Raw genomic sequence first — 23,497 nt, 5'->3', positions numbered from 1 at the left:
ATGGCGACGAACGACCCCTCTCGCGGCGACGCCGCCGCGGGCGCGACCGACGGCGACGGCGACGCGGACGCCGCCCACCACGGCTTCTGGGCCGACGAGGTCGCCGACGAAATCGAGGCCCGCGACCCCGACGAGCCGGTCGTCGTCAAGGGCGGCGTCTCCCCCTCGGGCGTGGCCCACCTCGGCAACTTCAACGAGATTATGCGCGGCTACTTCGTCGCCGAGGTGCTCCGCGAGCGCGGCCACGAGGTCCGGCAGGTGTTCACCAGCGACGACAAAGACCCGCTCCGGAAGCTCCCGCGAAAGCTCGCGGACGCCGACGGCAACATCGTCGGGCTGGGCGAGGTCGACGCCGGCGCGCTCGGCCGCAACCTCGGCAAGCCGTACACGTCGATTCCGGACCCGTTCGGCGAGGCCGAGTCCTACGCGGCGCACTTCGCGGCGCTCCTGAAGGCCGACGCCGACCGCCTCGGCGTCCCGGTGGAGATGATTTCCAACACCGAACTGTACGACAACGGCGACTTCGACCCCGTGGTCGAACACGTCCTCGAACACGCCGACACCGCCCGCGAGGTGCTGGGCGAGTACCAGTCGAAGGTCGACGAGGACTACGTCCCCTTCAACCCCGTCTGCGCCGAGTGCGGCAAAATCACGGAGACGGTCACGGCCGTCGACCTCGACGCCGGCACCGTCGACTACGTCTGTACCGACATGACCGTCGGCGACAACACCATCGACGGCTGTGGCCACGAGGGGACCGCGACGTTCCGCGAGGGCAAACTGCCGTGGCGCTTCGAGTGGCCCGGCCAGTGGCAGGTCCTCGGCGTCGACTTCGAGCCGTTCGGCAAGGACCACGCCGAGGGCTCGTGGCCCTCCGGCAAGGACATCGCCGAGAACGTCCTCGGAATCGAGCCGCCGGTGCCGATGGTGTACGAGTGGTTCACGCTCAACGGCGAGGCGCTGTCGTCGTCGGCCGGCAACATCGTCACCGTCGCGGAGATGCTCGACCTGCTCGAACCCGAGGTGCTCCGGTACTTCTTCGCGCTCAACCCGCGGAAGGCCCGCGACCTCGACCTCACGCGGCTCGACCAGCTCGTCGACGACTTCGACCGCTTCGAGCGCGCCTCCTTCGGCGAGGTCGACGACGAGAGCCTGACCCGCTTCGCCGAGCGCGCCTACCCGTTCGTCGTCGACGAGGTCCGCGAGGACCGGGTTCGGCTCCCGTACACGTTCGCGGCCGTCCTCGGCATGACCGACGACGAGGACCTGCGCGTCAAGATGGCCCGCAACGAGGGCTTCTTCGACGAGGACACCCCCGACGAGGTGGTCGAAGAGGCGCTCGGCCGGGTCGAGCGCGCCCGCCGCTGGGCCGAGAAGATGGACAACCAGTACAACTACCGCCTGCAGGTCGACCTCCCCGAGTTCGACTTCGACCCCGCGGTCGAGGCCGCGCTCGACGAACTGGCGGACTTCGTCGAGGAGAACCACGACGGCGAGGCGATTCAGGGCGAAATCTACGAGACGGCGCGCCGCCACGACATCGAGATGGGCGACTTCTTCGCCGCCGGCTACCGCCTGTTTTTCGACGCCGAACAGGGGCCGCGACTCGGCGAGTTCCTCGGCGAGCTGGAGCGCGACTTCGTCGTCACGCGACTCCGCCGCGAGGACTGACTCCTCGCCCCTCTCCCCTCGTCGTCGCCGTCGCCGTCGCCCTCACCCGGACCGTCAGTTCTCCTCGATAGCGTCTATGACGACCGCGCCGACGACGGCGAGTCGCGGGTCGATACGCTCGCGGTCCACGTCGATAGTGTACTTGTCCCGGAGAGAGAACTGCTCGCTCACCGCGCCGACCGGTTCGCCGGCCGCGTCCTCGATGCGGTACGAGAAGGGAATGAGCGTCGTGACGAGCCGTCTGGCGACCGCCATCGGGACGCTGTCCTCGACGATTCGCCCCGCGACCGAGCCGTCGGGGTCGAGCAGTTGGTAGGTGTGTCTGGCGAACGAGAACGCGCCGCGTTTGACCGCGCCGACGCGCTCGCCGGTCCGACTGTCGACGATGTCGTAGGCGGCCGACACGTCGAGGACGCTGTCGGCCTTGACGCGGAAGCGCTCTTCGCCGGTCTCGTGGTCGTTCAGCCGGAAGTCCTCTTTCAGTTTGAACTTCTTTTGCTTCGCCGAGAGGACGGGGTCGTCGCCCTCGTAGACGACGTAGTTGTTGCCGATGGACACCTTCTGTCGGACCTCGTAGCGGGAACTGTCGAACACGGTTCCCGTTGGTCGCCGGGGTGGCTAAAACCCTTCTGGGGGACGACTTATGTCCCCGACGCGCGTACGGTGAGACGGGCCCGTTCCCCCGTGAACGACGCCTACCGCGGCCTCGCCGCATCACAGTTCACATGTCTCTCATCGACTTCATCCGGTCCGTGGAGGAATCGCAAGACGAATTCGACGTCGAACTGGAGGAGTTCGACGCCGACTCCGAACAGGCGGCCGTCGACGACGACTCCTCGGGCGGCCGCTCGTGGGGCCGTCTACTCCTCGTCGCGTTGCTCCTCGTGGGCGTCGCCTACGCCGTCTCTCGGCTTCGCTCGTCGTCCGGCGACTCCTTTACCGACATCGCGCTCGCCGACGACCCCGCCGGGGGCGAGACGGCGGCCGACGACGCGACCGGCGACGAGGACGCCACGGTCACCGTCGAACACGATCCCGAGGAGGAGACTGAGGACGCCGCGTCCGACGACGAGGCGGACGAGGCGGACGAGACTGCCGACGCGACCGACGAGGAGACCGACGCGGACGACGACGGCACGGTCGAAGTCGAAATCGAGTCGCCCGGCGACGACGACGAGTAACCCGACTCTCGGTCGCGGGCCGGGTCGGCGCTCCCGACCGCGACCCCGCTCGCGCTCGTCGAACGGGGTACCGTGACCCGAACGGTGGTACCGTAACCCGAACGCCTTTTGGCGCGCGCCGCTTCCCTTCGGGCGATGAACACGCTGCTTTGGGTTCTCGCTGGCTTCATCGCCTACTCTCTCCTCGCGGCGCTGTTGCGTGCTCGCGGTATCCTCCCCGAGTACGTCCGCGTCCAGGGTCCCCTCACGACGGTCCACACCCGTCGCGGCCGCGAACTCCTCGACAGAATCGCCGCCCCCAAGCGGTTCTGGCGGGCGTGGAGCAACGTCGGCCTCGGCATCGCCCTCGTCATCATGGTCGGGACGTTCGTCCTCCTCGTGTTTCAGGCGGTCGTCATCCTCCAGAACCCGCCCGCCCCGACGCAGGTGAACCAGCCGCAGAACTTCCTCGTCATCCCCGGCGTCAACGACTTCCTCCCGCTTTCGGTCGCGCCGGAAATCCTCTTCGGCCTCCTCGTCGGCCTCGTCGTCCACGAGGGCGGCCACGGCGTCCTCAGCCGCGTCGAGGGCATCGACGTGGAGTCGATGGGAATCGTCCTCCTGACGATACTCCCCGTGGGGGCGTTCGTCGAACCCTCCGAGGAGAGCCAGCGCCGCGCCGACCGCGGCGGCAAGTCGCGGATGTTCGCCGCCGGCGTGACGAACAACTTCGCCGTCACCCTCGTCGCGTTCGCCCTGCTTTTCGGCCCGGTCATCGGCTCTATCTCGGTCGCACCGGGCGTCGCCGTCTCCGGGGCGTACGCCGGGTCGCCGGCCGACGCGGCAGGTATCTCGGGCGGCGACCGCGTGACCGCTATCGAGGGCACGCCGGTCAACACGACGCGGGAACTCGACGCCGCGCTCCTCGCGACCGACGCGGGAACGGTGTCGGTCGAACTCGACGGCGAGCGGACCGTCTCGGTCACGCGCGAACTCGTCGTCGCCGGCTCCGTCGAAGGCAACCCCGCGAACCTCACCGTCGAGTCCGGGAGCGACCCGATTCGCGTGACCGCGGTCAACGGGACCGCCGTCTCGACGCGCGCCGACTTCGAGTCGGCCGTCGGCGACTCGCGGTTCGCCCGCCTCGACACCTCCGCCGGCGAGCGCACCATCCCAGTCGGTGCGTACATCACGGTGGTTTCCGAGAACGGCCCGCTGTACAACGCCACGGGAACGACCCAACCCCTCATCGTCTCGTCGTTCGACGGCGAGCGAATCACCTCCTCGACGGAGCTTCAGCAGGCGCTCGACCGGACTGACCCCGACCAGACGGTGCCCGTCGAAGTCTATCGCGACGGTGGCTTCGAGACGGTGCAGGTGACGCTCGGCACGAACGACCAGGACGGCAACGGCTTCCTCGGCGTCAGAATCTTCCAGGGGACGAGCGGCCTGGTCCTGACGGACTTCGGCACGCAGGACTACCCCGCGGGGACGTACCTCTCGCTTCTCGGCGGTGACGGCGGCGACGGCGGCCTCGCGACCGCCTTCGCCGGGTCGCCCCTCCAGCTCGTCTACGTGTCACTGCTGTTGCCCCTCGCGTCGGTCGTCCTCGGGATTCCGAACTTCCCCGGCTTCACCGGACAGGTCGTCAACTTCTATCAGGTCGGCGGCCCGCTCGGCTTCCTCGGCGGCGGCGTCTTCATCTTCGCTAACGTCCTGTTTTGGACGGCGTGGATAAACCTCCAACTGGGGCTTTTCAACTGCATCCCCGGCTACCCGCTCGACGGCGGTCGCATCCTGCGGACCTCGGCCGAGGCCGTCGTCTCGCGGCTCCCCGTCGACGACCCCCACACCGTCGTCCGGACCATCACGACCTCCGTCGGCCTCACGATGCTCGCGTCGCTCGTGCTCATGATATTCGGGCCGACGCTCCTCGGCTGAGCATCCCGGTCGGCGAGACGGCCCTCCGTTCCCCTCCGCTCGGGGCTGACCCGCCGTCCCTCGACGGTTCTCGAACCGCGAAAACGACTCGCAACTTCAATACCGGATGACTCCCTAGGCCACGGTATGGTAGAGGCCCCACAGACCGACGAGGGCTGGTTCGCGCTGCACGACTTCCGAACCGTCGACTGGGACGCGTGGCGTGACGCGCCCGAACACGAGCGCCGCCGCGCAATCGAGGAGGGCGTCGCGTACCTCGACGCCCACGAGGCGGTCGAGGACGCCGAGGCGGGCGCGTCCGCCGTCTTCTCCGTCCTCGGCCACAAGGCGGACTTCGTGGTCGTCCACTTCCGGCCGACGCTGGACGACGTCTCGCGCGCCGAACGGCAGTTCGAGCAGACCGCGCTCGCGGCCTTCACCGAACAGCCGACCTCCTACGTCTCCGTCACCGAGGTGTCCGGCTACGTCTCGGACGACTACTTCGAGGGCAACGAGGAGGACATCGACACCGGCCTGCTCCGCTACATCGAGGGCAAGCTCAAACCTGACATCCCCGAGGACACCTACATGTCCTTCTACCCGATGTCGAAGCGCCGCGGCGAGGAGCACAACTGGTACGACCTCTCGTTCGACGAGCGCCGCGACCTGATGTCCACCCACGGCGACACCGGCCGGCAGTACGCCGGGAAAATCAAGCAGGTCATCGCCTCCTCGGTCGGCTTCGACGACTACGAGTGGGGCGTCACGCTGTTCGGCGACGACCCGACCGACATCAAGGACATCGTCTACGAGATGCGCTTCGACGAGGTGTCCTCGAAGTACGGCGAGTTCGGCCAGTTCTACGTCGGGCGGCGCTTCCCGCCGTCTGACCTCGGCGCGTTCCTCGCGGGCGACGGCGTCCCGACCAGCGAGTTCGAAGACGAGTCCCACCACGGCGCGCACGCGCACGGCGAGGGTGGCCACCACCACGGCGGCGACGGACACCATCACGGCGGCGAAGGCGGACAGCACCACGGCGACGGCGACGACGGTGGACACCACCACGGCGACGACGGCGGCGACGAGAGCGCCGACGAGGACATCCGGGGACAGCTCGAAGACCTGAACATCTACGCCGGCAAGCCCCACGGCGAGGACGTGTACGCGACGGTCCTCTACTCCGAGGCCGACGCCGACGAGCTGTTCGACGAGGTCGAGGGCCTCCGGGGCAACTTCGACCACTACCCGACGCACGTCAAGACGGCCGTCTACGAGGCCAACGAGCGCGGCCGGGTCGCCGTCGTCTCCATCTGGGAGACGGCGTCGGCCGCCGAGACCGCCGCGGGCTTCCTCTCGGAGCTTCCCGGCATCGTCGAGCGCGCCGGCGAGGAGTCCGGCTTCGGCACGATGGGGATGTTCTACACCGTCAAGTCCGAACACCGCGGCGACTTCGTCGAGAAGTTCGGCACCGTCGGCGGCCTCCTCGAAGAGATGGACGGCCACTTCGACACGGACCTGATGGTCAACGTCGAGGACGAAGACGACATGTTCATCGCCAGCCAGTGGCGCTCGCAGGACGACGCGATGGAGTTCTTCCGCTCGGACGCGTTCCGCGACACGGTCCAGTGGGGCCGCGACGTGCTGGCGGACCGGCCGCGACACGTGTTCTTAGCGTAGCTCCGCGACCATCGGGAGCGGGGTGAGGAACCCCCATACGGGGGTGACGAACCTTTTTGGTCCAGACTTTGCCAGCGAGCGGAGCGAGCGCAGGAAAAGGTGGCGTGTACGTGCTGGCGGACCGGCCGCGACACGTCTTCCTCGCCCGAGTCAGTCGAACGTCAAAATAGGGACGGGGCTTTTTACGCGAGCGCGGCGCGAACGTCTCGGAGCTTCGGGCGGACCTTGTCGGCCCCGACGTTGTACGCGAAGTACAGCGCCACCGCGCCCATCACGACCGCCCACGCGGCGATTTCGACGTTGCCCTGTTCGAAGGTGACGAACGCGAAGCGCTCGATGTACGCGCCGGCGAGGGAAAGCCCCGCACTGCCGAGGCCGAAGACGAGGAGTTCGAGGAGGTCCGGGAGCACGTCGACGAGTGAACTACGCATAGTCGTCCCGAACTCGGTCGAGCGTTGTGGCTTTTTCGGTCTCGAATCGGCTTCAGTTCCGCTCGAAAGTCGGTTCCGACTCGTCTGTCGCCCGAGCCTGCGCCCGCGATTGCGACCCGGCGAGGAGGTCTTCGGTCTCGACCAGTCTGTCGAGGCGGCGCTCGAACTCCTCGTCGGAGAGCTCGCCGGCGGCGTAGCGCTCCCGCAGTCGCTCGATGGCCGACTCGTCGTCGACCGGGTCGTACCCGGAACCGTCCGCCGACCCCGTCCACTCGCCTTCGCCGTCGGGGTCGCCGCGGACGCGGCGACGGACGCGCCGCCCGGCGTACGCCAGCGCCATCACCGTCGGCGCGACGACGAGAAACCAGACGACGGCGAGGTGCGCTTCGAGCCCCATCATCAGCGCGATGAGCATCAACCACGCCCCGGTGACCGCTCCCAAAAGCGGCGGGCTTCGGGCGACGACGCGGGCCTCGCGGGAGAGTACCGAACCGAATCGTTCGAGAACCATCGGTCGGACGTGTCTCTCTAAATACAAAAAACCGCGTCCGAGCGAGGCGGGTTAGTCGCTGTTTCCGTTCCCGTTGCCGCGTCCCGGAGTGCCGTCACCGTCGCCTCGCCCCGGGTTGTCGGCGTCGTCGCCGTCGGGGTCGTTCCCGTGGCCGCGGTCGCCGTCTTCGGGCGTGTAGACGTAGAGGCAGTCGTTTTTGTACGAGCGGCCGAACTGGTCGGCGTCCTCGCAACAGAGCACGCGGCCGTCGTCCATCACGTCGAGGTTGTCGACGTTGATGAGCGCGTCGTCGGCGACGGCGGCGGGGTCGCTCGCGTCGGGGCCGACGATGACGGGTTCGAGCGTCGAGACGTTGTAATCGGCCGCCAGTTCCGCGCGGTAGACGACGCCGCCGTCGACGCGCTGGAACTGGAGGTCGCCCGCGTCGTTCGACATGTCGTCGTTGAGTTCGGAGATGCCGAAGTAGACGTAGTCGCCGGGTTCCGCGCCGTCGACGCTGTCGATGCCCTCGGCCTTGTTGAACTCGATGGTCGCGCCGATTTCCTTCGCGGCCGCGCGGGTTTCGAGGAACGGGACGCGTCGGAGTCTCTCGTCCACGCCACCGGGACCGGCCGCCTCGTACTGGTCGGCCCACTCGACGATTTCCTCGTCGGTGACGTAGTCGCGGTTGCCGTTTTCGACGACCGCCCTGTCGGCGGCTTCGAGGAGTTCGGGAGTCACCTCGTCGCCCTCCTCCCAGTCCGTGTGGGTTTCGAGGTAGTCGACCTGCGTGACGCCGTCGTACTCCGCGACCCACGCCGCGACTTCCGCGTTGGTCGCGTGCCCGAGTTCGACCCACTCGATTTCGAGGTTCACGTCTGCCGGGGGCGCTTCGACCGCGGCGTCGCGGTTCGTCACGTACGGCGCGTAGAGCGTTCCGGCGAGGTCCATCGGGTCGTCGTAGCTCGGAATCGGCTCGTCGGCGACGAACTTGTAGACGCCCTTGCTGTCGCCGTCGGAGGCGAGGTAGACCGTCCGCTCGTCGGACTGCACGTCGGGGCACTCCCACGCGGCCCGGCCCATGACGTAGTACTTGACCGGCTCGGGGGTCTCGGCGGCCGGGTCGCGGACGTCGACGATGTAGCCGTAGCGGTACGGGTTGGGGTAGACGTCGCCGATGGGCGTCAGGTCGTTGCCGTCGCCGGACTGGTCGACCGGCTCCGCGCCGAGGTAGTACGCGAGGAGTTCGACGCCCGCGACCGCCCAGTAGCTCTGGACGAACCACGACTCGTCGCCGTAGTAGTCGTCGACGGCCGCCTGAATCTCGGTCGGGTTGGGTCGGTTCCAGAACTCGTGTGCGCCGCGGAGCCCCTTGCCCGTCCCCTTCTCGACGATGTCGCCGACCGTCGCGGTCAGCGAGACGCGCGGGTGGCCGTAGTTCTCCTCGGCCGACAGCATCGTGTTCCACGGGCTCAGGTCGCCGTAGCAGTTGATTCGCGTCCCCCCGAGGTCGCGCAGGGCGTCGGTGTTGGCGAGGTTCAGCGCGTTTTCGAGGTCGGCGGTCCACGAGCCGTCGTCGTCCCGACTGAGCGGAATCCGCGAGACGTTACCCGGACTCGCCTCCCAGTTGGTGAACAGGTAGCCTTCGGTCTCCTCGTCGTTCGTGGCGACGAACTGGTTGCAGTCGGGGGTGTAGCCCGCGTCGGCGTACTTCGACCCGCTGAACTGGTCGCTCGTGATGTTCGTTCCGTCGGGCGTCTGCGGCACGCCGAGGAGTTCCGACCCGCCGTTGATGACGTCGCGCTCGCGGGCCAGAATCTCGTAGTCGCCGGCGGCGGACCGGACCGTCCGCCGCTCTGCGTCCGTCTCGGGCGTCGACAGCTCGTCGAAGTCGCTCTCGCCGTCGAACGAGAACTGGAAGCCGGAGAAGTAGCCGACCGCCGCCCTGTCGTAGGGCGCGGGGTTCTCGCGGTCGGGGTGCTGGAGGCTGTAGAGGAGCGACCCGTCGCCGAAGACGAACGGACCGGTCACTTCCGCGCCGAACGCCGTCGTCGAAAACCGCTTGAGTTCGCCGCGCACGAGCGGTGCGCGCGGCGTGTTCGGGTCGTCGGGGTCGGCCGCCTGACCGACGCCTGCCACGCTCGCTCCCAGCGCGGCGGCGACGGACGATGCCATGAGGGTTCGCCGAGTGAATTCCACCATGCGACCGAAGAAGCGGAACCGGCCCCCGTGTAGATTTATATGACAACAAGGTTGCAATACTGTCCGAGGGAGAGCGGTCTGTTGATTATATAGCGGTCCGGTCTCACTCCGCGGCCGACGCGTCGTCCGCGACTGGCTTACCCTCGCGTTCGAGCGCCTCGACCCCGTCTCGAATCTCCTCGGCGCGTCGTCGGACGGCCGCGACGTAGCGCTCGATTCGCGCCCGCTTTTTCCCGTAGAACGACGCCACCCAGTCGGCGTCGGCGTAGGGGTGCGTCAGGAAGTACGCGGCGAGGGTGTCGCGGCCCGCTTGGATGATTTCCGGCGGCACGCCGCGGTCGCCCGTACCGGCCTCGACGAACCCGTTCACGTCGAAGTAGACGTCGGCGTAGAGCGCGGCCGTGTCGGGGTCGTCGAACTCGCGGCCCGCGTGGTCGGGCGCGCGGAAGCCGTATCGGCGACCCTCCTCATCTGGGTCGTCGTACTCGACGATTCGGACGCCCAGCGGGTAGGTTCTGTACGCGCGCTCCGACCGCGTCTCGGGGGAGGGAGATGCTGAATTCGACATGTTTGGGTGTGCGCGTCGCCCCGGCGCGAGCGCACCGCGGCGACCGTACCGGTCGGGTTCGACGGCGGGGGTGTAGTAGGCTTATAAGTTGGATATATATCGAACGGGAGCCCTCGTGAGCGTCCGAAACGAGGGAAACAGAACGAACCAAAACGAGCGAACGCGCGACCGAGCCGCCGCGGGACCGCCGTCGTCAGCGGCCGTCGCGGACGTACTTCGCGGCACCGACAACGCCGGTGAGGAGCGTCAGCGCAATCCACTTGCCGGCGTCGTCGCCGCGCTTCTTGGCGTCGAGACTGACCAGCCACGCGAGCGCGACGTGGGCGACCGCGGTGACGCCGAGGAGGGTCTTCAGGCGACCCATTATGCTTCGTTGCGCGCGCCCTTCGCGACGCGCTTGTCGAGGCCGGCCGCGCGGATGTCGTCGCCGTCGACCGACGAGCGGAGCGCGTCCATGCCGTCGAAGCGGTCGATGCCGAAGTTGTCCGCGTACAGTTCCTCGACGCGGGTCATCTCCTCGTCGGTGAGTTTCGGCACGTCGGAGGCCTTCGCCCACTCGTCGATGTCGGCTTTCGTGCGGAACGTCGGCGTGACGGCCGCGGTCTCGTCGTAGCCGAGGAGGTAGGCGATAGACGCCTGCGCCATCGTCCGTTCGCCGTCGCGTTCGAGGAAGCGGAGCTGTTCGAGTTTCTCCCAGCCCGTCTCGTACCACTCGTCGGGGCGGAAGCCGCGGTGGTCGCCGGAGCCGAGTTCGGTCTCGGGGCGGACCTGCTCGTTCAGGAGGCCCGAGGAGTGCGGCACGCGGGCGATGAGGCTCGTCGGGGAGCCGGTCTCGCGGATGGTGTCGAGGAAGTGGTTGCCCACGTCCTGCTCGAAGGCGTTCCAGACGATTTGGAGCGCGTCGAACTCCTCTTCGATGGCCATGTCGCCTTCGGCCAGCCAGCCGATGGAGGGGCCGAGCGCCCAGCCGGTGGCCTCGATGAGACCCTCCTCTTTCAGTTCGTCGAGGGCTTCGAGCACGTCGGGCGTGACCTCGTCGACGTTCGCGTTGTGGAGTTGCAGGAGGTCGATGTACTCCATGTCGAGGCGTTCGAGGCTTTTTTCGGTCGCCTCGCGGACCCACTCGCCGGTGATTTCCTTGGGGAGCTCGCCGTGGCCGGCCTGCGGGTTGTTGTAGAAGTCGTAGCCGATTTTGGTGGCGACGGTGACCTCGTCGCGGTAGTCGGAAAGCGCCTCGCCGACGACTTCCTCGGAGTGGCCGTGGCCGTACACGTCACCCGTGTCGAAGAAGTCGATGCCCTGCTCGATGGCGTGGTGGAGCATCTCGATGGAGTCTTCGTCCGAGCGGTCGCCCCACCAGTCGGTCCCGACGACCCACGCACCGAAGCCGACCTCGCTGACTTCGATTCCGGAGGTGCCGAGTTCGCGGTAGTGCATGGCCGGCCCTACGAATTGGGGCGACTTATTCCGTGTGTTTTGTTCCCGTACGCTGGGAATCTCCGGACCCGCGCGACGCTCGGTTTCACGCATCGCAAACGCCCGGAACCAGCCAGTATTGCCCGGAGGAGGCCTGACGCGGGGTTCGCACAACCGAATCCCTTTGAATCTCGACGGCTTACGACGGTGCAATGACGAAGGTCCACGTTTCGCTTCCGGAGGACGCCGAAGAAGGCTTACAGGCGTTTATCGACGAGGTCGACGGTCGGCTCGCCTCGGACGAAGACACCTGCACGGTCGTTCGGGACACCCTCATCGACCTGTTCGGCGACCGCGAGGCGTGGGAGCGCTGGCAGAACGGCAAGCCCGTCTCGCCCGCGACGCGGGTTCGGTTGCAGGGGTACGACCCGTGCAACGCGACGCTCGAAGCCGAGTACTACGCCGAGAAGGACGACGAGCGGTTCAAGCGCTCGAAGCATCTCCAGTGGCTCTGGCGGCAGTTCGACGCGACGCCGATGGCCGACAACGTCGCCTTCGCCCTCCGGTTCCGACAGATGCTCGCCGACCACCTGTTCGCCGAGGCCGGCGACAACCTCCGCATCTTCAAGGGCGTCACCTTCTCCTACGGCCACAACATCTCCGTCGGCGACAACACCGTCATCCACGACGACGTCCACCTCGACGACCGCGGGAAGCTCACCATCGGCGACCGCGTCTCCATCTCCGACAGCGCCCACATCTACAGCCACTCCCACGACACCGTCGACCAGACCGAGGTCAGGAACTACCACACGACCATCGGCGACGACGCGCGCATCACCTACGACGCGATGGTCAACGCCGGCGTTTCGGTCGGCGAGAACGCCATCGTCGGCGCGCGGTCGGTCGTACAGGGCGACGTGCCCGCCCACCACATCGCGGTCGGCTCCCCCGCCAAGAGCGTGAAAGTAAAGCCCGGCTTCGAGGACGCGGCCGAACCGCTCGACGCCGGAGGCGAGCGCCGCGCCGACGAGCGCGAGATTCCCTACGAGCTCCCCGACGACATCGAGGCCTTCGACGAGTTCGACCGCGACCTCGACGGCCCGGTGGATTCCCACCGGCGCGAGTAGCCCTTTTCGACGCGAAGCCGCCCCGTCGGCATCGCCCGTGACCACCGCCGAGAGCCTCAACAGACCCGTTCGACCGAAGGACCGATATAGCATGCTAACGTAAGTCAATGTGTGATGGACGTCTGGGGTTGGATCGTCGTCTACGCCCTCGGGTTGACCCTGCTCCAGCTTCTGGTCTATCGGTACCTCGTCAACGGCGGTGAGCCGACGGTGGGCGAGGGAACCGGACGAGACTCCGCCCGGACGGACCGCTACGTTCACCCCGAAATCGCGGCGTCGTTCGACGACGGCTCGCAGGCCGGCGTGCAGACGACGCCGACGGGCGAGCGCATCTGCCCGAACTGCGGGGCCGAAAACGAGGCCGACACCACGTTCGACCTCTGCTGGAACTGCACCCGACGGCTCCGGTGACGACCCGTAGCCGAGTCCGTTTTACCAGCCCTCGACTAACTACGCGTATCATGGCCGACGACGACGAACTCCACGGCGAAATCGACGCGCTCGCCCGCGACATCGAGCGGGCGATTCTCGAATTCGACTCGGCCCTCGAACGCCACGCGATGATTCGCCAGACCGCCCGCGAGCCGGTGTTCCGTTCGGAGTCTCCGCAGTTCGACGACGTGCAGAACCTGTTTTTCTGAGTCGGCGCGGCGGGCTATTCTTCGAAGAAGGTGAGAAACAACGCGATGGCGACGTAGACGCCCGCGCCCAGTAGCGCGAGCGGGACCGGCTGACCGGTCCAGCCGACTGCGTCGGTGTACATCTGAACCGTGAGTAACAGCGCGAGCGCCATCAGCCAGCGTCGAATCGACAGGAGGGCCGCTTCAGTTTCCATGTCGTCCCGTTCGGACAACTGTCAATAAAACCGGTTGTACGCCGACCGGGAGTGCCGCGAGTGAAACGAGCGGCACGTTGGCGAGATAGCATCTCGCCAGAACTGAGCAAACCGAAGGTTTGCGAAGGTCGGTCGGCAAACGACTGGAGGGAGTACCGTGAGTGAAGCGAACGGTACGTCGGTGAGACAGCGTCTCACCGGAAGTGCGCCGACCGGGAATTGTACCTCACTCGCAACGCTTCGCGTTGCTCGCTGATTCAATTCCCTCGGATCGCATCTCTTCACTCCATAGGACTCAGAGCCGTTCGGCTCCTCGTCTGATTCCGTTCAGAAGATGCGCCGACCGGGAATTGAACCCGGGCTCCGAGCTTGGGAAGCTCGTGTCCTACCACTGGACCATCGGCGCGCTACGCTTCGCTTGCGCCCCTGACTCGACCTCGCTCCGCTCGGTCGACCATCGGCGCTCACATTCGTTCGCCCCGTGGCTGACTTCACTTCGTTCAGTCACCCATCGGCGCTCACATTCGTTCGCCCCGCGCGTTGTCTCACGTCGTTCGACAACACATCGGCGCGCTCCGCTTCGAACCGCGTTCCGAAGCAAAAATTCGTAGACCGCGGGGGCACTTGAACGTAGCGCTTCACCCCATCGAACCCCCGCGAAAACTGGACGGCCGTCCATTGTTTTCGCGTGACACGTGCCTATTTGGCCCCCCAGACCCAACCGGGGGTCATGACATCCGTCGACGTTCTCTCGGAGGACGCCCCGTTCGACCTCCTGCTGTCCGACGAGGAACTCGAAGCGCACCGCGAGCACATCACGACCTTCATCGAAGACACCGTCGAGGCCGCCGGTGCCGATGGGGCCGTCATCGGGCTGTCCGGGGGTATCGACTCGACGCTCACCGCCTTCCTCGCCGTCGAGGCGCTCGGGAAGGAGAACCTCCACGGGCTCGTCATGCCGAGCGTGGCGAACGACGAGGACATGATGAGCGACGCCGAGGGAGTCGCCGAGATGCTGGAAATCGAGTACGACGTGGTCGAGATTCAGCCCATCGCGGAGACGTTCTTCGACACGTTCCCCGAGGCGGCCGACGACCGCATGGCCGCCGGAAACGTCTACGTCCGCACGCGGGCGGTGCTCAACTACTTCGTCGCCAACCACGAGAACCGCATCGTGCTCGGGACGGGCAACCGCGCCGAGGCGATGACCGGCTACTTCACGAAGTACGGCGACCAGGCGGTCGACTGCAACCCCATCGGGAACCTCTACAAACAGCAGGTCCGCCAGCTGGCCGCCCACGTCGGCGTGCCGGAAGACCTCGTGTTGCAGACCCCGTCGGCCGAGATGTGGTCCGGACAGACCGACGAGGGCGAACTCGGCCTCACCTACGACGCGCTCGACGCGATTCTCGCGCTCCACGTGGACGGCCCGCTCTCGAAGTCCGCGACGGTCCGTCACCTCGACGTGACCGAACAACAGGTCGACCGCGTGGTCGGCCTCGTCGAGGGGAGCGCCCACAAGCGGTCGATGCCGCCCGCGCCGTCGGCGCTCGACGTGTAGGTCGCCACGGACCCGCCACCCCGCCCGCTGAACTCACTTTTCGCGCGCCGCCGCGATGTCGTCGGCGTTCGCCCGATGCAACTCCGCGAAGTCGGCGGCTTCCCGGTCGAGTCGTTCTTCTCGGTCGCCGCGGTCGCGCAGTCGCTCCTTGACGATTCGGAGCGACCGGTGGTCGTTGTCGGCCATCGAGGCCGCGACCGCCCGCGGGTCGTCGACGATTCGGGAGACGAGCCCCATTCGGAGGGCTTCGTCGGCGTCGACGACGCGGCCCGAAAGCGAGAATTCGAGGGCGTGGCCCTCGCCGACGACGCGCGGGAGGCGAACGGTCCCACCCCACGCGCCGAACAGCCCGAGTCGGACGCCCGGCTCGCCGAGGGTCGCACGCGGGGTGGCCACCCGCACGTCGCAGGCGAGCGCGAGTTCGACGCCGCCGCCGCGGGCCGCGCCGTCGATGCCGGCCACGACGACTGATTCGGCCGATTCGATGGCGTCGGCGACGCGCTGGCCGTGTTGTGCGAATCCCTCGGGGTCGTCGAGGTCGGCGACGCTGTCGAGGTCCGCGCCGGCGCAGAACGCCGGGCCGCTCCCCCGGAGGAGGACGACCGGCGCATCGGTACCCGTGACCGCGGCTTCGAGTGCGTCGAGGTCGGTCGGTCTGAGGGCGTTCCGTCGCGCCGGGCGGTCGATGGTCACGACCCGGAGGTCGCCGTCGTCCGTCGTCCGTATCATACGCCCGTTGTGCCGTGGTTTTCCAAAGGTCTTTGCCCTCCCAACCGTAAGTCTCGGCCGATGGACGACGCCGTGCGAGCCCGCGAGGCCGCGCGCGAGGCCCTCTCCGACATCGAGCCCGAGGCCCTCCGCGCGGCGCTGGACGAACGCCTCGACGCCGCCTCCTTGACGCCGGCAGTGCTCACGTTCGTGAGCGCGCGGGCCGTCGAACCGAAGGTCGACCTGAACGGGCTGGCCTCCCGCGCGGCCGGAGTGCAACTCATCTACGAGGGCCTCCGGCTCACCCGAGCGCTCGCCCACGACGAGCCGTGGTCGCACCTCGACTCCCCCGAGGCGGACACCGACGCCGACCTCGACATCCTCGCGGCGGACGTGCTCGTCTCGCGCGGCTTCTACCTCCTCGCCCGAACCGAGGCCGCCGACCACGCCGTCGAGACGGTCCGCGCCTTCGGCCGCGACCAGACCCGCCGCCGCTCGGCAGACGAGGCGGCGCGCCCGGACCTCGACGGCGAACTCGAAGTGAACATCTGCACGCTCGCCGTCGTCGCCGGCACCACGGCCGTCGGCTCGGCCCCGCCGACCGCCCTCGTGGAGTACGCCGCCGGGCTGGCCGACTCCCACGACGGCGACTTCCCCCCGGCCGACGAGACCGTCTCCGAGGGGACCGTAGAGCGAATCGCGGCGCTCTACCGAGGCGGTGGCGGCGACGACGCGGTCACCTCCGCCGCGGACCGCTAATCGACATACGCTACCACGGTTCCGGGGCGATTCGAATCGAAACCCCTAAAGAGGAACCCGGACAACCAAGGAATGCCTGCCTGGGTAGCTTAGCGGTAAAGCGCGTCCTTGGTAAGGACGAGACCCCGGGTTCAAATCCCGGCCTAGGCTTGCGCCTACGGCGCTGACTGTAATTCCAGTACAGCGCCCTTCTCACATAGTTTTTGTCCCGATTAGCGCCAAGAATCCCACCCGTCTCACGGTCGATTTTGCCGGTTGATTGACGTGGCTAAGGACACCCGCGGGCGCAACCACCCGGGACTGTATGACGGTTTTAGAAAATGTGACCAGTGAACGGATATCAACGAGAAGGTCCGCGGGGGTTAGAACATCAATCGTGCCCATTCGCCTCCACGAAAGTTAGTCGCACAGAGTATTTTTCTCAGATTTCACCACGCGTTTGGAATCTGTGCCCTCGCCAAGACCGAGCCCGGGCTGGAATGAATACCACGTGGAGTGTTGGTGTCCAAAGCGGATGACTGGTCACCGATGCATTGCATGGTCACCTGTCAATTTTCCTCCTTTCGGTGTCCGCGACTCGCATTTTGAGTTTTGGTCACCGTGGTCACCTCTCATTTTGCCTTAGAAACTCCACATGAGTTCTCAAATTTGTTAAGTGTCCGCCTGTAATCAACCGTGGTCACCGGTCAAATTCTCTTGGTGCCCACCCTACCTTACTGTATAACGTATACTGGTCACCCACAATTGGTCACCTACACCCTACCTTACTGTATAACGTATACTGTTATCAGCGTTGTAACACAGTACGTAGATACACGTTGGTATAATCGAGAACCCTCCGCAGAGGAGATACCAGTAGGAGGTAACAGAGAGTAACCGTAGTGGGTACACAGTACAGTAGACAGCCTTGTAAGGCGCTGTAGTCGATTACTGAGAGAGATAGTATCGTGCTGAGTACTGGTACGACCCCCGGCACATACTCGGACCGCCACAGGCGCTTCGTGTGCGGTTTTTACCCCAAGATGATGATTGGTACTCAGACCAGATTGAAATCCAACACGAAGTTTCTGTGGGCGTCTGAAAGGGTCTCAAATTCGTAGTGGTTCACGACTCCATCAGTGGACGGTGAGTATAGACAAATTATAGTGTCGCTGAGTGATTGATTGTTGAATAAACTCAGTAATTGTTTCTAACTCTCTGGTGACCGGGTACCACAAAGATTGTGACAGCATGGGCACCGTGGTTGGTGGTGCCCGACAGACCGTCACATGGGCACTTTGTTGGGGCCACCGTGGTCACCAGTGTCCGACAGACTGTCACATGGGAACTAGGACGTGGTCACTGCGGTTGGCGGTCGGCTTCCCGATGATACCCGCGGGGTCTTCAGGAATAGAAGTGTGGGTGGGGTGAACTTTTGAGGAGTCAATACATTCTCCAATCATATGAGCGAAGGCGAGGGGAAATTAGCACAAGTCGAAGACAAGATAGAGAAATTAGTAGACGAGATTGTGAGCATCAACGGTGTTCTATACGACCTTGCGCATGATTCCACATCACATGATGGTAAAATCAGACTAGATTCCATAGACTGGGCTACCGTGGATAAGGTTGATGAACGATATGAGATTTGGTACAATCAGGCGTTAACTCTAGTTTCTGAATATATCTCGAATCGTGAAGATGATTTTAGAAAAGTGTACACTGGAATGGATGATTTCATACACTTTGATGATAAGGAATACATGAAGGCGGACGCCTATACCGGACTTCTCCGCCGACTTGTTTCTAGGCAGAAGAATATCCTACTGTCCATTCCACCGAAGTTAGAGGTTGAACGACTAAAGGTCCGAAAAGGGATATCTGATGAAATCATCTCGGATGAACTCTATCAAGCCAAATCTCTATGGGATGATGGAAACCTACGAGCCGCAGGAGTAGTTACCGGAGTTGCACTTGAACGTCATCTATTGACTCTCTGTGAAGTGAGCGACCGTGATATGGATTTCAACTATTCGGATGGGATTCGCTCGCTCGCTGAAACACTCTACCTCGCCGGGGAAATCACGGACACAAAAAAGGGCCAGTTAGGATACCTTGCAGAGATTCGTGCCGATTGTGCCCATGCAAACGAAGATGAACCTGACAAGCGTGAAGTCGAGCGATTAATTCAACAGGCTGAGGACATCGTGAGAGCAGTCTGAGCGCAATCCTTCTCATGCAAAGGAGTGCGGAGAACAGAAAATGACAGCCAAATATATGTGTCTGAGTGATAGTTTCAGCCCATGCCCATCTTTGGTGGAAGCAGTGACCCGGGTTCCGACGTTTTTCGTGTCTGTCCTGAATGTGGTGAGGATGAAATCTTCTCTCGGACAGAGGGGATTCTGAGCAAAACCGAGTACCTGTGTAATCATTGTGGATACGAGGCTGAGAAGAGTGAAGTAAGAAAATCATTTGATGAAGTGTATAATGAAAATAAGAAAAAGAACGATGAAATAATCGGGGAAAAGTTAGAGAAAGTAGTTGGAAAAGAGTTCTCCGAGCAGGTTACAAAATCCCTGTCAAACGACATTGACGACATATCCGACCCTGAATTAAAACAACAAGTTGAGGACAGGAAAGTGGAGGGTTGGGAAATTGAAGAGGTTTCAGACTCTGGGGAGAAGGTGATAATGTCCACTACAAAAGGTGGTACTATTGGTGGACACGCTTTGGCTGGTATTTTAACTGGGCTGTCGACATTTGGTGTAGGTAACGTTGCATACGATAAATTATCGAAGAAGAAAAACAAAGAGCGGATTGTATTGCGGGCTGATGCTGGGGAGTCTTCTGAGTCTCAAAATGATGTTAGTAAAGGTTCGGTTGAGCTTATGCGTGAGCTGAAACAGCTCCATGATGAAGGGCTAATAACGGATGACGAATTTGAAGAAAAGAAACAAAATTTGTTAGATGAAATGTAGAAGTGATATAGAGTCTATATGTCTCTGATGTGGTTTCGCCGCCTTTCAGCTTTCTCAGCACTTGTCCCTTTGTCGTAGTGCTTGTCCAGCACCTTCCCGCTCATATTCACCCGTTCCCCGGTGACGTCTTTCGGTTGTCCAGCGTTCCGGGCGGCGGTGACGTACCCCCGACGTAGGGCATGGGGGCTAACACTTCCCGGGCACTTTGACGAGGCGTTCCACGACATGGCTTCGCAGGTATTCGGGTCACGGTCAAAGGGGCACTCTCCGCCGTTGTAGTAACAGGGCCGAGTGGCAGTGTAGACGTACCGTTGAATGGTTGTCTCCACAATGCGCCCGCTCTGTGACGTCAGAAGGGGCTCTCGCCCGTGTTCGTCGACGACGTCGTTCCGGTTCATGTCGACGTAGTCACGGATAACCTCGCCCGTCTCTGGAGTAATCAGGACGTCGCGTTCTCCTTTCTCTCCGTTCTTGAGCGGCGTTCCTGATGTTGCCCGGTGACGGATTTCGAGTGCTGGTCTCCCTTCGTCAAAGTCGTTGAGGTCGAGTGCCCGGAGCCCACTTAGTCGCATACCCGTTTTCCACAGGATGAGTAATGTGACGTGGCGGTTCGTGGCGTACTGGTACTTCTTGAGGTACCCCAGCATTTCCACGGCTTCGTCGCGGGTGAGAAGGTCGTCGCATATCTCGTCGTTCTCTGAGACAGAGGGTATCCGAACCATCTCTGCCATCCCTCGTGGGACAGCCTGTATGTGTTCACAGAACTGGATGTACTGCTTGATGGTCATCATGTCCTGACGGGCGGTGATGACCTTCACGTTGGACAGGCGGTGTTCCTTGTACCGCTGGATGGCTTCACTGTCGAGGTCGTTGAGGTTCGTGATACCTTGCTCGTCCAGCCAGTTACAGAATTGGCGGGTCGTTGTGCGGTAGTTCTTGAGCGTCTTCTTGGTGACGCCGGGCTTCTTGTCGTTGAGGTAGCGGTTCTTCGCGTCGTGCGGCGGTGTCGGTTTCAGGCTCATTGCTGTTGGGTACAGCCAGTTAAACCGACAGGCGGTACAGCCCGTTCCGGCGGGCGCGGGGCCTTGTGCCCCAAATCGACCGACGGAGAGAGCCCGGGTTCAAATCCCGGCCTAGGCTCTTCTTGAAATTCAACTGTTGAGCGAGGCGTCTCGTTGCCGGGCGATTTGGGTGCTGTGTGAGATTGCACCGGAATTCGAGCAGCGAGCAACGCTCCGCTTTGCGAGTGAGTTCTGCCTGGATTTGCGGGTGCCGCGCAAAGTATAATTCGGACACAGCGCGCCTAGCAGTATCCCTTCCCCGATTCTCCAGAAGCTATCCCCTCGCATAACCAGGGCCTTGTCGCTATCGAGCGGTCGTTAGGAACACCGGTTGCGGTAACCCCCCTTCGCGTCTGTCGATTCCGACCAATGACGCTTCACGCGGCGGAAACCCCGCGTCAGAACAGATTTGCCGCTTCAGGCTATCCGAATCAGTTAGAAGTCCGTGGCGTCGGCCTGCCGCACGTCCACCTGTACGTCGTCAGGGAGTTCTCTCATATACGGCTCCATCAGTTGCGCTACAGATGCCGGAACCGCGTATTTGTTCTCTCGATTGACCAGAATCCCGCCATCTGTGTCCTTTGTCCCGTCAGTCATTGAGTTGAGAATCTTCGTCGGTGCCCGCATATCGAGCAAGTCTCCAATGTCAGAAGACGTCGGTGCTGAACCCCAGTTGACCTCGTCATCACCGCTTGCAGGTACGTTTTCACCGCTATCGGAGTACTCCGTCAGATTCCGGACGCACCTGTATATTCGTCGCTTCTTCTGTGTGTCCGACTCGATTTTGAAGAGGTATTTCTCGAACGTCTCCCGAACCCGCGCGAGCTCCTTTTGCCCTTCTCCCTCTGCCTCCTCGATACTCGGGAACCGACGCAGGAATATCGGTCGGGAAATTGCGTCGTACACCAAGACTTCGATGGCTACATCCTGTAGGTAATCGAGCGGGTCGCCCGCATAAACTCCTTCAACGTATCTGTTGTCTCGACTCTCGTCGTACCGCTCCGCGAGGTCGCGTGCAAAAGACAGCAACTCCTGATCCGCTTTTCCGCGCTCCCCTGACAATAACATCGAACGGAACTCGGCAAGCCGCGTAGTCGACGTGTCACTCTCAAGAATCATATCCGCTATCGCCATCGCGTTATTACGGCCCTCCTCGGACATCTCGAACACCTTGTTCTCGCGTTCTGCGATGGAGAAGCCCAGCCAAAGGTCGTCGGCCTCGTTGTCGCTGATTATATCTCGGAGCGAGCGTGGCGAGTCAAATGCGTCGAGTGAACCGTTTTGTCCCACACCGTCCAGCGAACCGCTGTAGATCGTGTTCAGATACACGTCTCCGTAGAGGAACGAGAGATGAAACGAAATCGACTCCTCGCTATCCGGTGAGACGGGAACTTCGAATTCTAATTTAAGATTGTCGGCGTCGAGGCTGATATCCCGTAGGTCTTTGGTAAGGTCTGTTGGAAGTTCTTCTTCAAACTGCTCTATCAGTCTGCGGCTCGTTCCTTGCTGTGGGTCTTCCTCCCATCGCGCCGGTGTTCGTTTCTCGTTGAAAAGGATACCAATGTGGAAGTGGATCTCACCAACGCCGACTTCGTTCAGTAGTTCGATGAGGGTATAAGAGCCCGCAGGGACACTGTACTCCCGTTCAAGTTCGTCGGACACCGTGGCAACCGTGTTTGATTTTGTCAGCTCGCGAACCAACGCCTTTGGTTTCCTCATCAGCGACGGTCTCGCGGTCGTCCCACCGCTGACTACGCTTGTCCGATGTTCCCCGAATACGAGTACGCCTTCGTCCTCAAAGAATAGCGTCGCGTCCGAGTTCGCCTGCTTGTTGTTCTTACCGAGGTTCAGCGTAACAGAGCCTAAATTAGACAACCTGTCTTCTTCGTCATCTGTGAGCGTTTCACGGGTGTAATCGAGCGATTTCCAACAGAGTTCCGGCTCAAGGAGATACTGGGTTAGGTTTCCGAGGTTTCGGTCGACGTCAAGGCGGTGAGAGTCTTCCTCGGCGGCAATCACCTTCTCGAAGAACTTCCCTTTGATCGCATCAAACGACCGGGTGAAATACTCTGCAACTGTGAACAGACCTCCATAGACGGCAGGAAGTGTGTCTCCGGGGTTGTCCTCTGCAAGTTGGCGTGCCCGTTGAACACCACCGACGCTCTGGTTCGTTAACTTATCTCCCCCATCTTCGTCGCCGTTGTCCGATTGTTTCTCGTGTTCTTGAAACGTAGCCAGCGGAAGTTTTCGGACAGTCGTGTTCACTGTCTGTTTGAGTATGACTTCCGCTTCATTCAACTCCTCGTTATCGTGGATAGATATGATTTTACGGTCAAAATGATTCATAACCCAGAACAACGACACAGACTGTATAAATGTGGTTGGCTCAATTACCGCCCCGCGCCTGTTTCAACCGAGAGATAAGTTCGTCTAAATCATCCTCCTCAATCTCTTTGGCGACCTCGGCCGTGTGAGGACTTTCAAGAAGCGTTGCAAAGGAAACCCTGGTCTTGTCTCTAATTCGTGCAACAGCGTTGTTAACCGTACCACGAGCCACTCCCCGTTCCTCGGCGATTTCCTTGTAGCTCATCTCCGGATGCTCGATTAAATACCGAATTACTTCGAGTTCTGCTTCGCTAAAAGACGGTTCTACATCCGCTTTCTTTGGCACAGATGAACGATAGTAGATAACTCCGATAATTATGTGTGTTGCATATATTGCAACACAATTAAATGGGTCTGGATAGTACGATTTACTGAGAGCCGAAAGATGACCGACGAAATCGAGTCCTACGGAGCGTTTCAGAGCGAACTCTCGGAGTTACTTCAGAGGGCAGAAAAGTCTGGGCTTGACAACGCCATGCTTGCCGGTATTCTCTTGGATTACCGTGACCATCTCAAAATGACGGGGGACACTCCCGAAGTTCCAGCAGGTATTAAACGATGACACA

The 23,497-nt window shown here is 62.8% G+C and carries 24 protein-coding genes and 2 tRNA genes; 13 read left to right on the top strand and 13 right to left on the bottom strand.

Annotation, left to right across the window (positions count from 1 at the left end; genetic code table 11):
• The gene (gene lysS / locus IEV64_RS17680; RefSeq protein WP_188424739.1) at positions 1 to 1,671 is read left to right on the top strand and encodes a lysine--tRNA ligase; all 1,671 of its coding nucleotides are present in this window, start codon (positions 1 to 3) and stop codon (positions 1,669 to 1,671) included.
• Positions 1,672 to 1,725: 54 nt separating this feature from the next.
• On the opposite strand, the gene IEV64_RS17675 is transcribed toward lysS, so the two are convergent.
• Entirely contained in the window at positions 1,726 to 2,265 is a 540-nt protein-coding gene (locus tag IEV64_RS17675) for an LURP-one-related family protein (protein ID WP_188424738.1), read from the bottom strand.
• A gap of 131 nt (positions 2,266 to 2,396) precedes the next feature.
• Here IEV64_RS17675 and IEV64_RS17670 point away from each other — a divergent pair, with 131 nt between their 5' ends.
• The 3 genes from IEV64_RS17670 to IEV64_RS17660 all read left to right on the top strand — a co-directional run bounded on the left by IEV64_RS17670 (position 2,397) and on the right by IEV64_RS17660 (position 6,428).
• Entirely contained in the window at positions 2,397 to 2,852 is a 456-nt protein-coding gene (locus IEV64_RS17670; RefSeq protein ID WP_188424736.1) for a hypothetical protein, read from the top strand.
• 135 nt (positions 2,853 to 2,987) lie between these two features.
• On the top strand, positions 2,988 to 4,772 hold the full coding sequence (locus IEV64_RS17665) for a site-2 protease family protein (RefSeq protein WP_188424734.1): 1,785 nt from the start codon (positions 2,988 to 2,990) through the stop codon (positions 4,770 to 4,772).
• A 126-nt stretch (positions 4,773 to 4,898) separates the two neighbouring features.
• A complete protein-coding gene (locus tag IEV64_RS17660; protein ID WP_007276176.1) occupies positions 4,899 to 6,428 on the top strand; it encodes a heme-binding protein in 1,530 nt (509 codons plus the stop codon).
• A 182-nt stretch (positions 6,429 to 6,610) separates the two neighbouring features.
• Here the strand turns inward: IEV64_RS17660 and IEV64_RS17655 are convergent, their stop codons facing one another.
• The 6 genes from IEV64_RS17655 to IEV64_RS17630 all read right to left on the bottom strand — a co-directional run bounded on the left by IEV64_RS17655 (position 6,611) and on the right by IEV64_RS17630 (position 11,556).
• Positions 6,611 to 6,859, bottom strand: coding sequence for a DUF8151 family protein (locus tag IEV64_RS17655; RefSeq protein ID WP_007276175.1), 249 nt, complete (start codon positions 6,857 to 6,859; stop codon positions 6,611 to 6,613).
• A gap of 52 nt (positions 6,860 to 6,911) precedes the next feature.
• Complete coding sequence (locus IEV64_RS17650; RefSeq protein WP_188424733.1) at positions 6,912 to 7,370, bottom strand: SHOCT domain-containing protein; 459 nt, start codon at positions 7,368 to 7,370, stop codon at positions 6,912 to 6,914.
• 51 nt (positions 7,371 to 7,421) lie between these two features.
• On the bottom strand, positions 7,422 to 9,551 hold the full coding sequence (locus IEV64_RS17645; RefSeq protein WP_049920661.1) for an alkaline phosphatase PhoX: 2,130 nt from the start codon (positions 9,549 to 9,551) through the stop codon (positions 7,422 to 7,424).
• 103 nt (positions 9,552 to 9,654) lie between these two features.
• Positions 9,655 to 10,119, bottom strand: coding sequence for a hypothetical protein (locus tag IEV64_RS17640; protein WP_007276172.1), 465 nt, complete (start codon positions 10,117 to 10,119; stop codon positions 9,655 to 9,657).
• Positions 10,120 to 10,312: 193 nt separating this feature from the next.
• Entirely contained in the window at positions 10,313 to 10,483 is a 171-nt protein-coding gene (locus tag IEV64_RS17635) for a hypothetical protein (protein WP_004041755.1), read from the bottom strand.
• Positions 10,483 to 11,556 (bottom strand): aldo/keto reductase, encoded by a 1,074-nt coding sequence (locus tag IEV64_RS17630; RefSeq protein ID WP_188424731.1) that lies wholly within the window; start codon positions 11,554 to 11,556, stop codon positions 10,483 to 10,485. Before IEV64_RS17630 ends, IEV64_RS17635 begins: the two co-directional genes overlap by 1 nt.
• 191 nt (positions 11,557 to 11,747) lie before the next feature.
• Here IEV64_RS17630 and IEV64_RS17625 point away from each other — a divergent pair, with 191 nt between their 5' ends.
• The 3 genes from IEV64_RS17625 to IEV64_RS17615 all read left to right on the top strand — a co-directional run bounded on the left by IEV64_RS17625 (position 11,748) and on the right by IEV64_RS17615 (position 13,306).
• Positions 11,748 to 12,665, top strand: coding sequence for an acyltransferase (locus IEV64_RS17625; RefSeq protein WP_007276170.1), 918 nt, complete (start codon positions 11,748 to 11,750; stop codon positions 12,663 to 12,665).
• Between the two features lie 114 nt (positions 12,666 to 12,779).
• Entirely contained in the window at positions 12,780 to 13,076 is a 297-nt protein-coding gene (locus IEV64_RS17620) for a DUF7577 domain-containing protein (protein WP_188424729.1), read from the top strand.
• A gap of 50 nt (positions 13,077 to 13,126) precedes the next feature.
• Positions 13,127 to 13,306, top strand: a complete 180-nt coding sequence (locus IEV64_RS17615) for a hypothetical protein (protein WP_004967471.1) — start codon at positions 13,127 to 13,129, stop codon at positions 13,304 to 13,306.
• Between the two features lie 14 nt (positions 13,307 to 13,320).
• Here the strand turns inward: IEV64_RS17615 and IEV64_RS17610 are convergent, their stop codons facing one another.
• Entirely contained in the window at positions 13,321 to 13,500 is a 180-nt protein-coding gene (locus IEV64_RS17610) for a hypothetical protein (protein ID WP_049920660.1), read from the bottom strand.
• A 335-nt stretch (positions 13,501 to 13,835) separates the two neighbouring features.
• Positions 13,836 to 13,906, bottom strand: a tRNA-Gly gene (locus tag IEV64_RS17605).
• A gap of 324 nt (positions 13,907 to 14,230) precedes the next feature.
• On the opposite strand from IEV64_RS17605, the gene IEV64_RS17600 reads away from it, so the two are divergent.
• Entirely contained in the window at positions 14,231 to 15,061 is an 831-nt protein-coding gene (locus tag IEV64_RS17600; RefSeq protein WP_007276169.1) for an NAD+ synthase, read from the top strand.
• A 33-nt stretch (positions 15,062 to 15,094) separates the two neighbouring features.
• On the opposite strand, the gene IEV64_RS17595 is transcribed toward IEV64_RS17600, so the two are convergent.
• Positions 15,095 to 15,790, bottom strand: a complete 696-nt coding sequence (locus IEV64_RS17595; protein ID WP_007276168.1) for an enoyl-CoA hydratase/isomerase family protein — start codon at positions 15,788 to 15,790, stop codon at positions 15,095 to 15,097.
• A 60-nt stretch (positions 15,791 to 15,850) separates the two neighbouring features.
• On the opposite strand from IEV64_RS17595, the gene IEV64_RS17590 reads away from it, so the two are divergent.
• From IEV64_RS17590 to IEV64_RS17575, 4 genes are all read left to right on the top strand, one after another.
• Positions 15,851 to 16,528 carry a DUF7114 family protein gene (locus IEV64_RS17590; RefSeq protein WP_007276167.1) on the top strand — a complete coding sequence of 226 codons (678 nt, stop codon included), beginning with the start codon at positions 15,851 to 15,853 and terminating at the stop codon, positions 16,526 to 16,528.
• Positions 16,529 to 16,606: 78 nt separating this feature from the next.
• Positions 16,607 to 16,678 (top strand) — tRNA-Thr (locus IEV64_RS17585).
• A 1,292-nt stretch (positions 16,679 to 17,970) separates the two neighbouring features.
• Positions 17,971 to 18,729, top strand: coding sequence for a hypothetical protein (locus IEV64_RS17580; RefSeq protein WP_188424728.1), 759 nt, complete (start codon positions 17,971 to 17,973; stop codon positions 18,727 to 18,729).
• Between the two features lie 81 nt (positions 18,730 to 18,810).
• On the top strand, positions 18,811 to 19,485 hold the full coding sequence (locus tag IEV64_RS17575; RefSeq protein WP_188424726.1) for an SHOCT domain-containing protein: 675 nt from the start codon (positions 18,811 to 18,813) through the stop codon (positions 19,483 to 19,485).
• A 14-nt stretch (positions 19,486 to 19,499) separates the two neighbouring features.
• Here the strand turns inward: IEV64_RS17575 and IEV64_RS17570 are convergent, their stop codons facing one another.
• From IEV64_RS17570 to IEV64_RS17560, 3 genes are all read right to left on the bottom strand, one after another.
• Entirely contained in the window at positions 19,500 to 20,507 is a 1,008-nt protein-coding gene (locus IEV64_RS17570) for a tyrosine-type recombinase/integrase (protein ID WP_188424724.1), read from the bottom strand.
• 474 nt (positions 20,508 to 20,981) lie between these two features.
• Entirely contained in the window at positions 20,982 to 22,892 is a 1,911-nt protein-coding gene (locus IEV64_RS17565) for a hypothetical protein (protein ID WP_188424722.1), read from the bottom strand.
• 40 nt (positions 22,893 to 22,932) lie between these two features.
• Positions 22,933 to 23,217, bottom strand: coding sequence for a helix-turn-helix transcriptional regulator (locus IEV64_RS17560; protein WP_161618826.1), 285 nt, complete (start codon positions 23,215 to 23,217; stop codon positions 22,933 to 22,935).
• Between the two features lie 99 nt (positions 23,218 to 23,316).
• Here IEV64_RS17560 and IEV64_RS17555 point away from each other — a divergent pair, with 99 nt between their 5' ends.
• Positions 23,317 to 23,493 (top strand): hypothetical protein, encoded by a 177-nt coding sequence (locus tag IEV64_RS17555; protein WP_161618825.1) that lies wholly within the window; start codon positions 23,317 to 23,319, stop codon positions 23,491 to 23,493.
• Positions 23,494 to 23,497: the final 4 nt, after the last annotated feature.

Origin of the sequence: Haloferax sulfurifontis, assembly GCF_014635105.1 — an archaeon.
Classification (GTDB): Archaea; Halobacteriota; Halobacteria; order Halobacteriales; family Haloferacaceae; genus Haloferax; species Haloferax denitrificans.
Note: the sequence above shows the minus strand (reverse complement) of the source record. Positions and strands in the feature narration are given on the sequence as shown.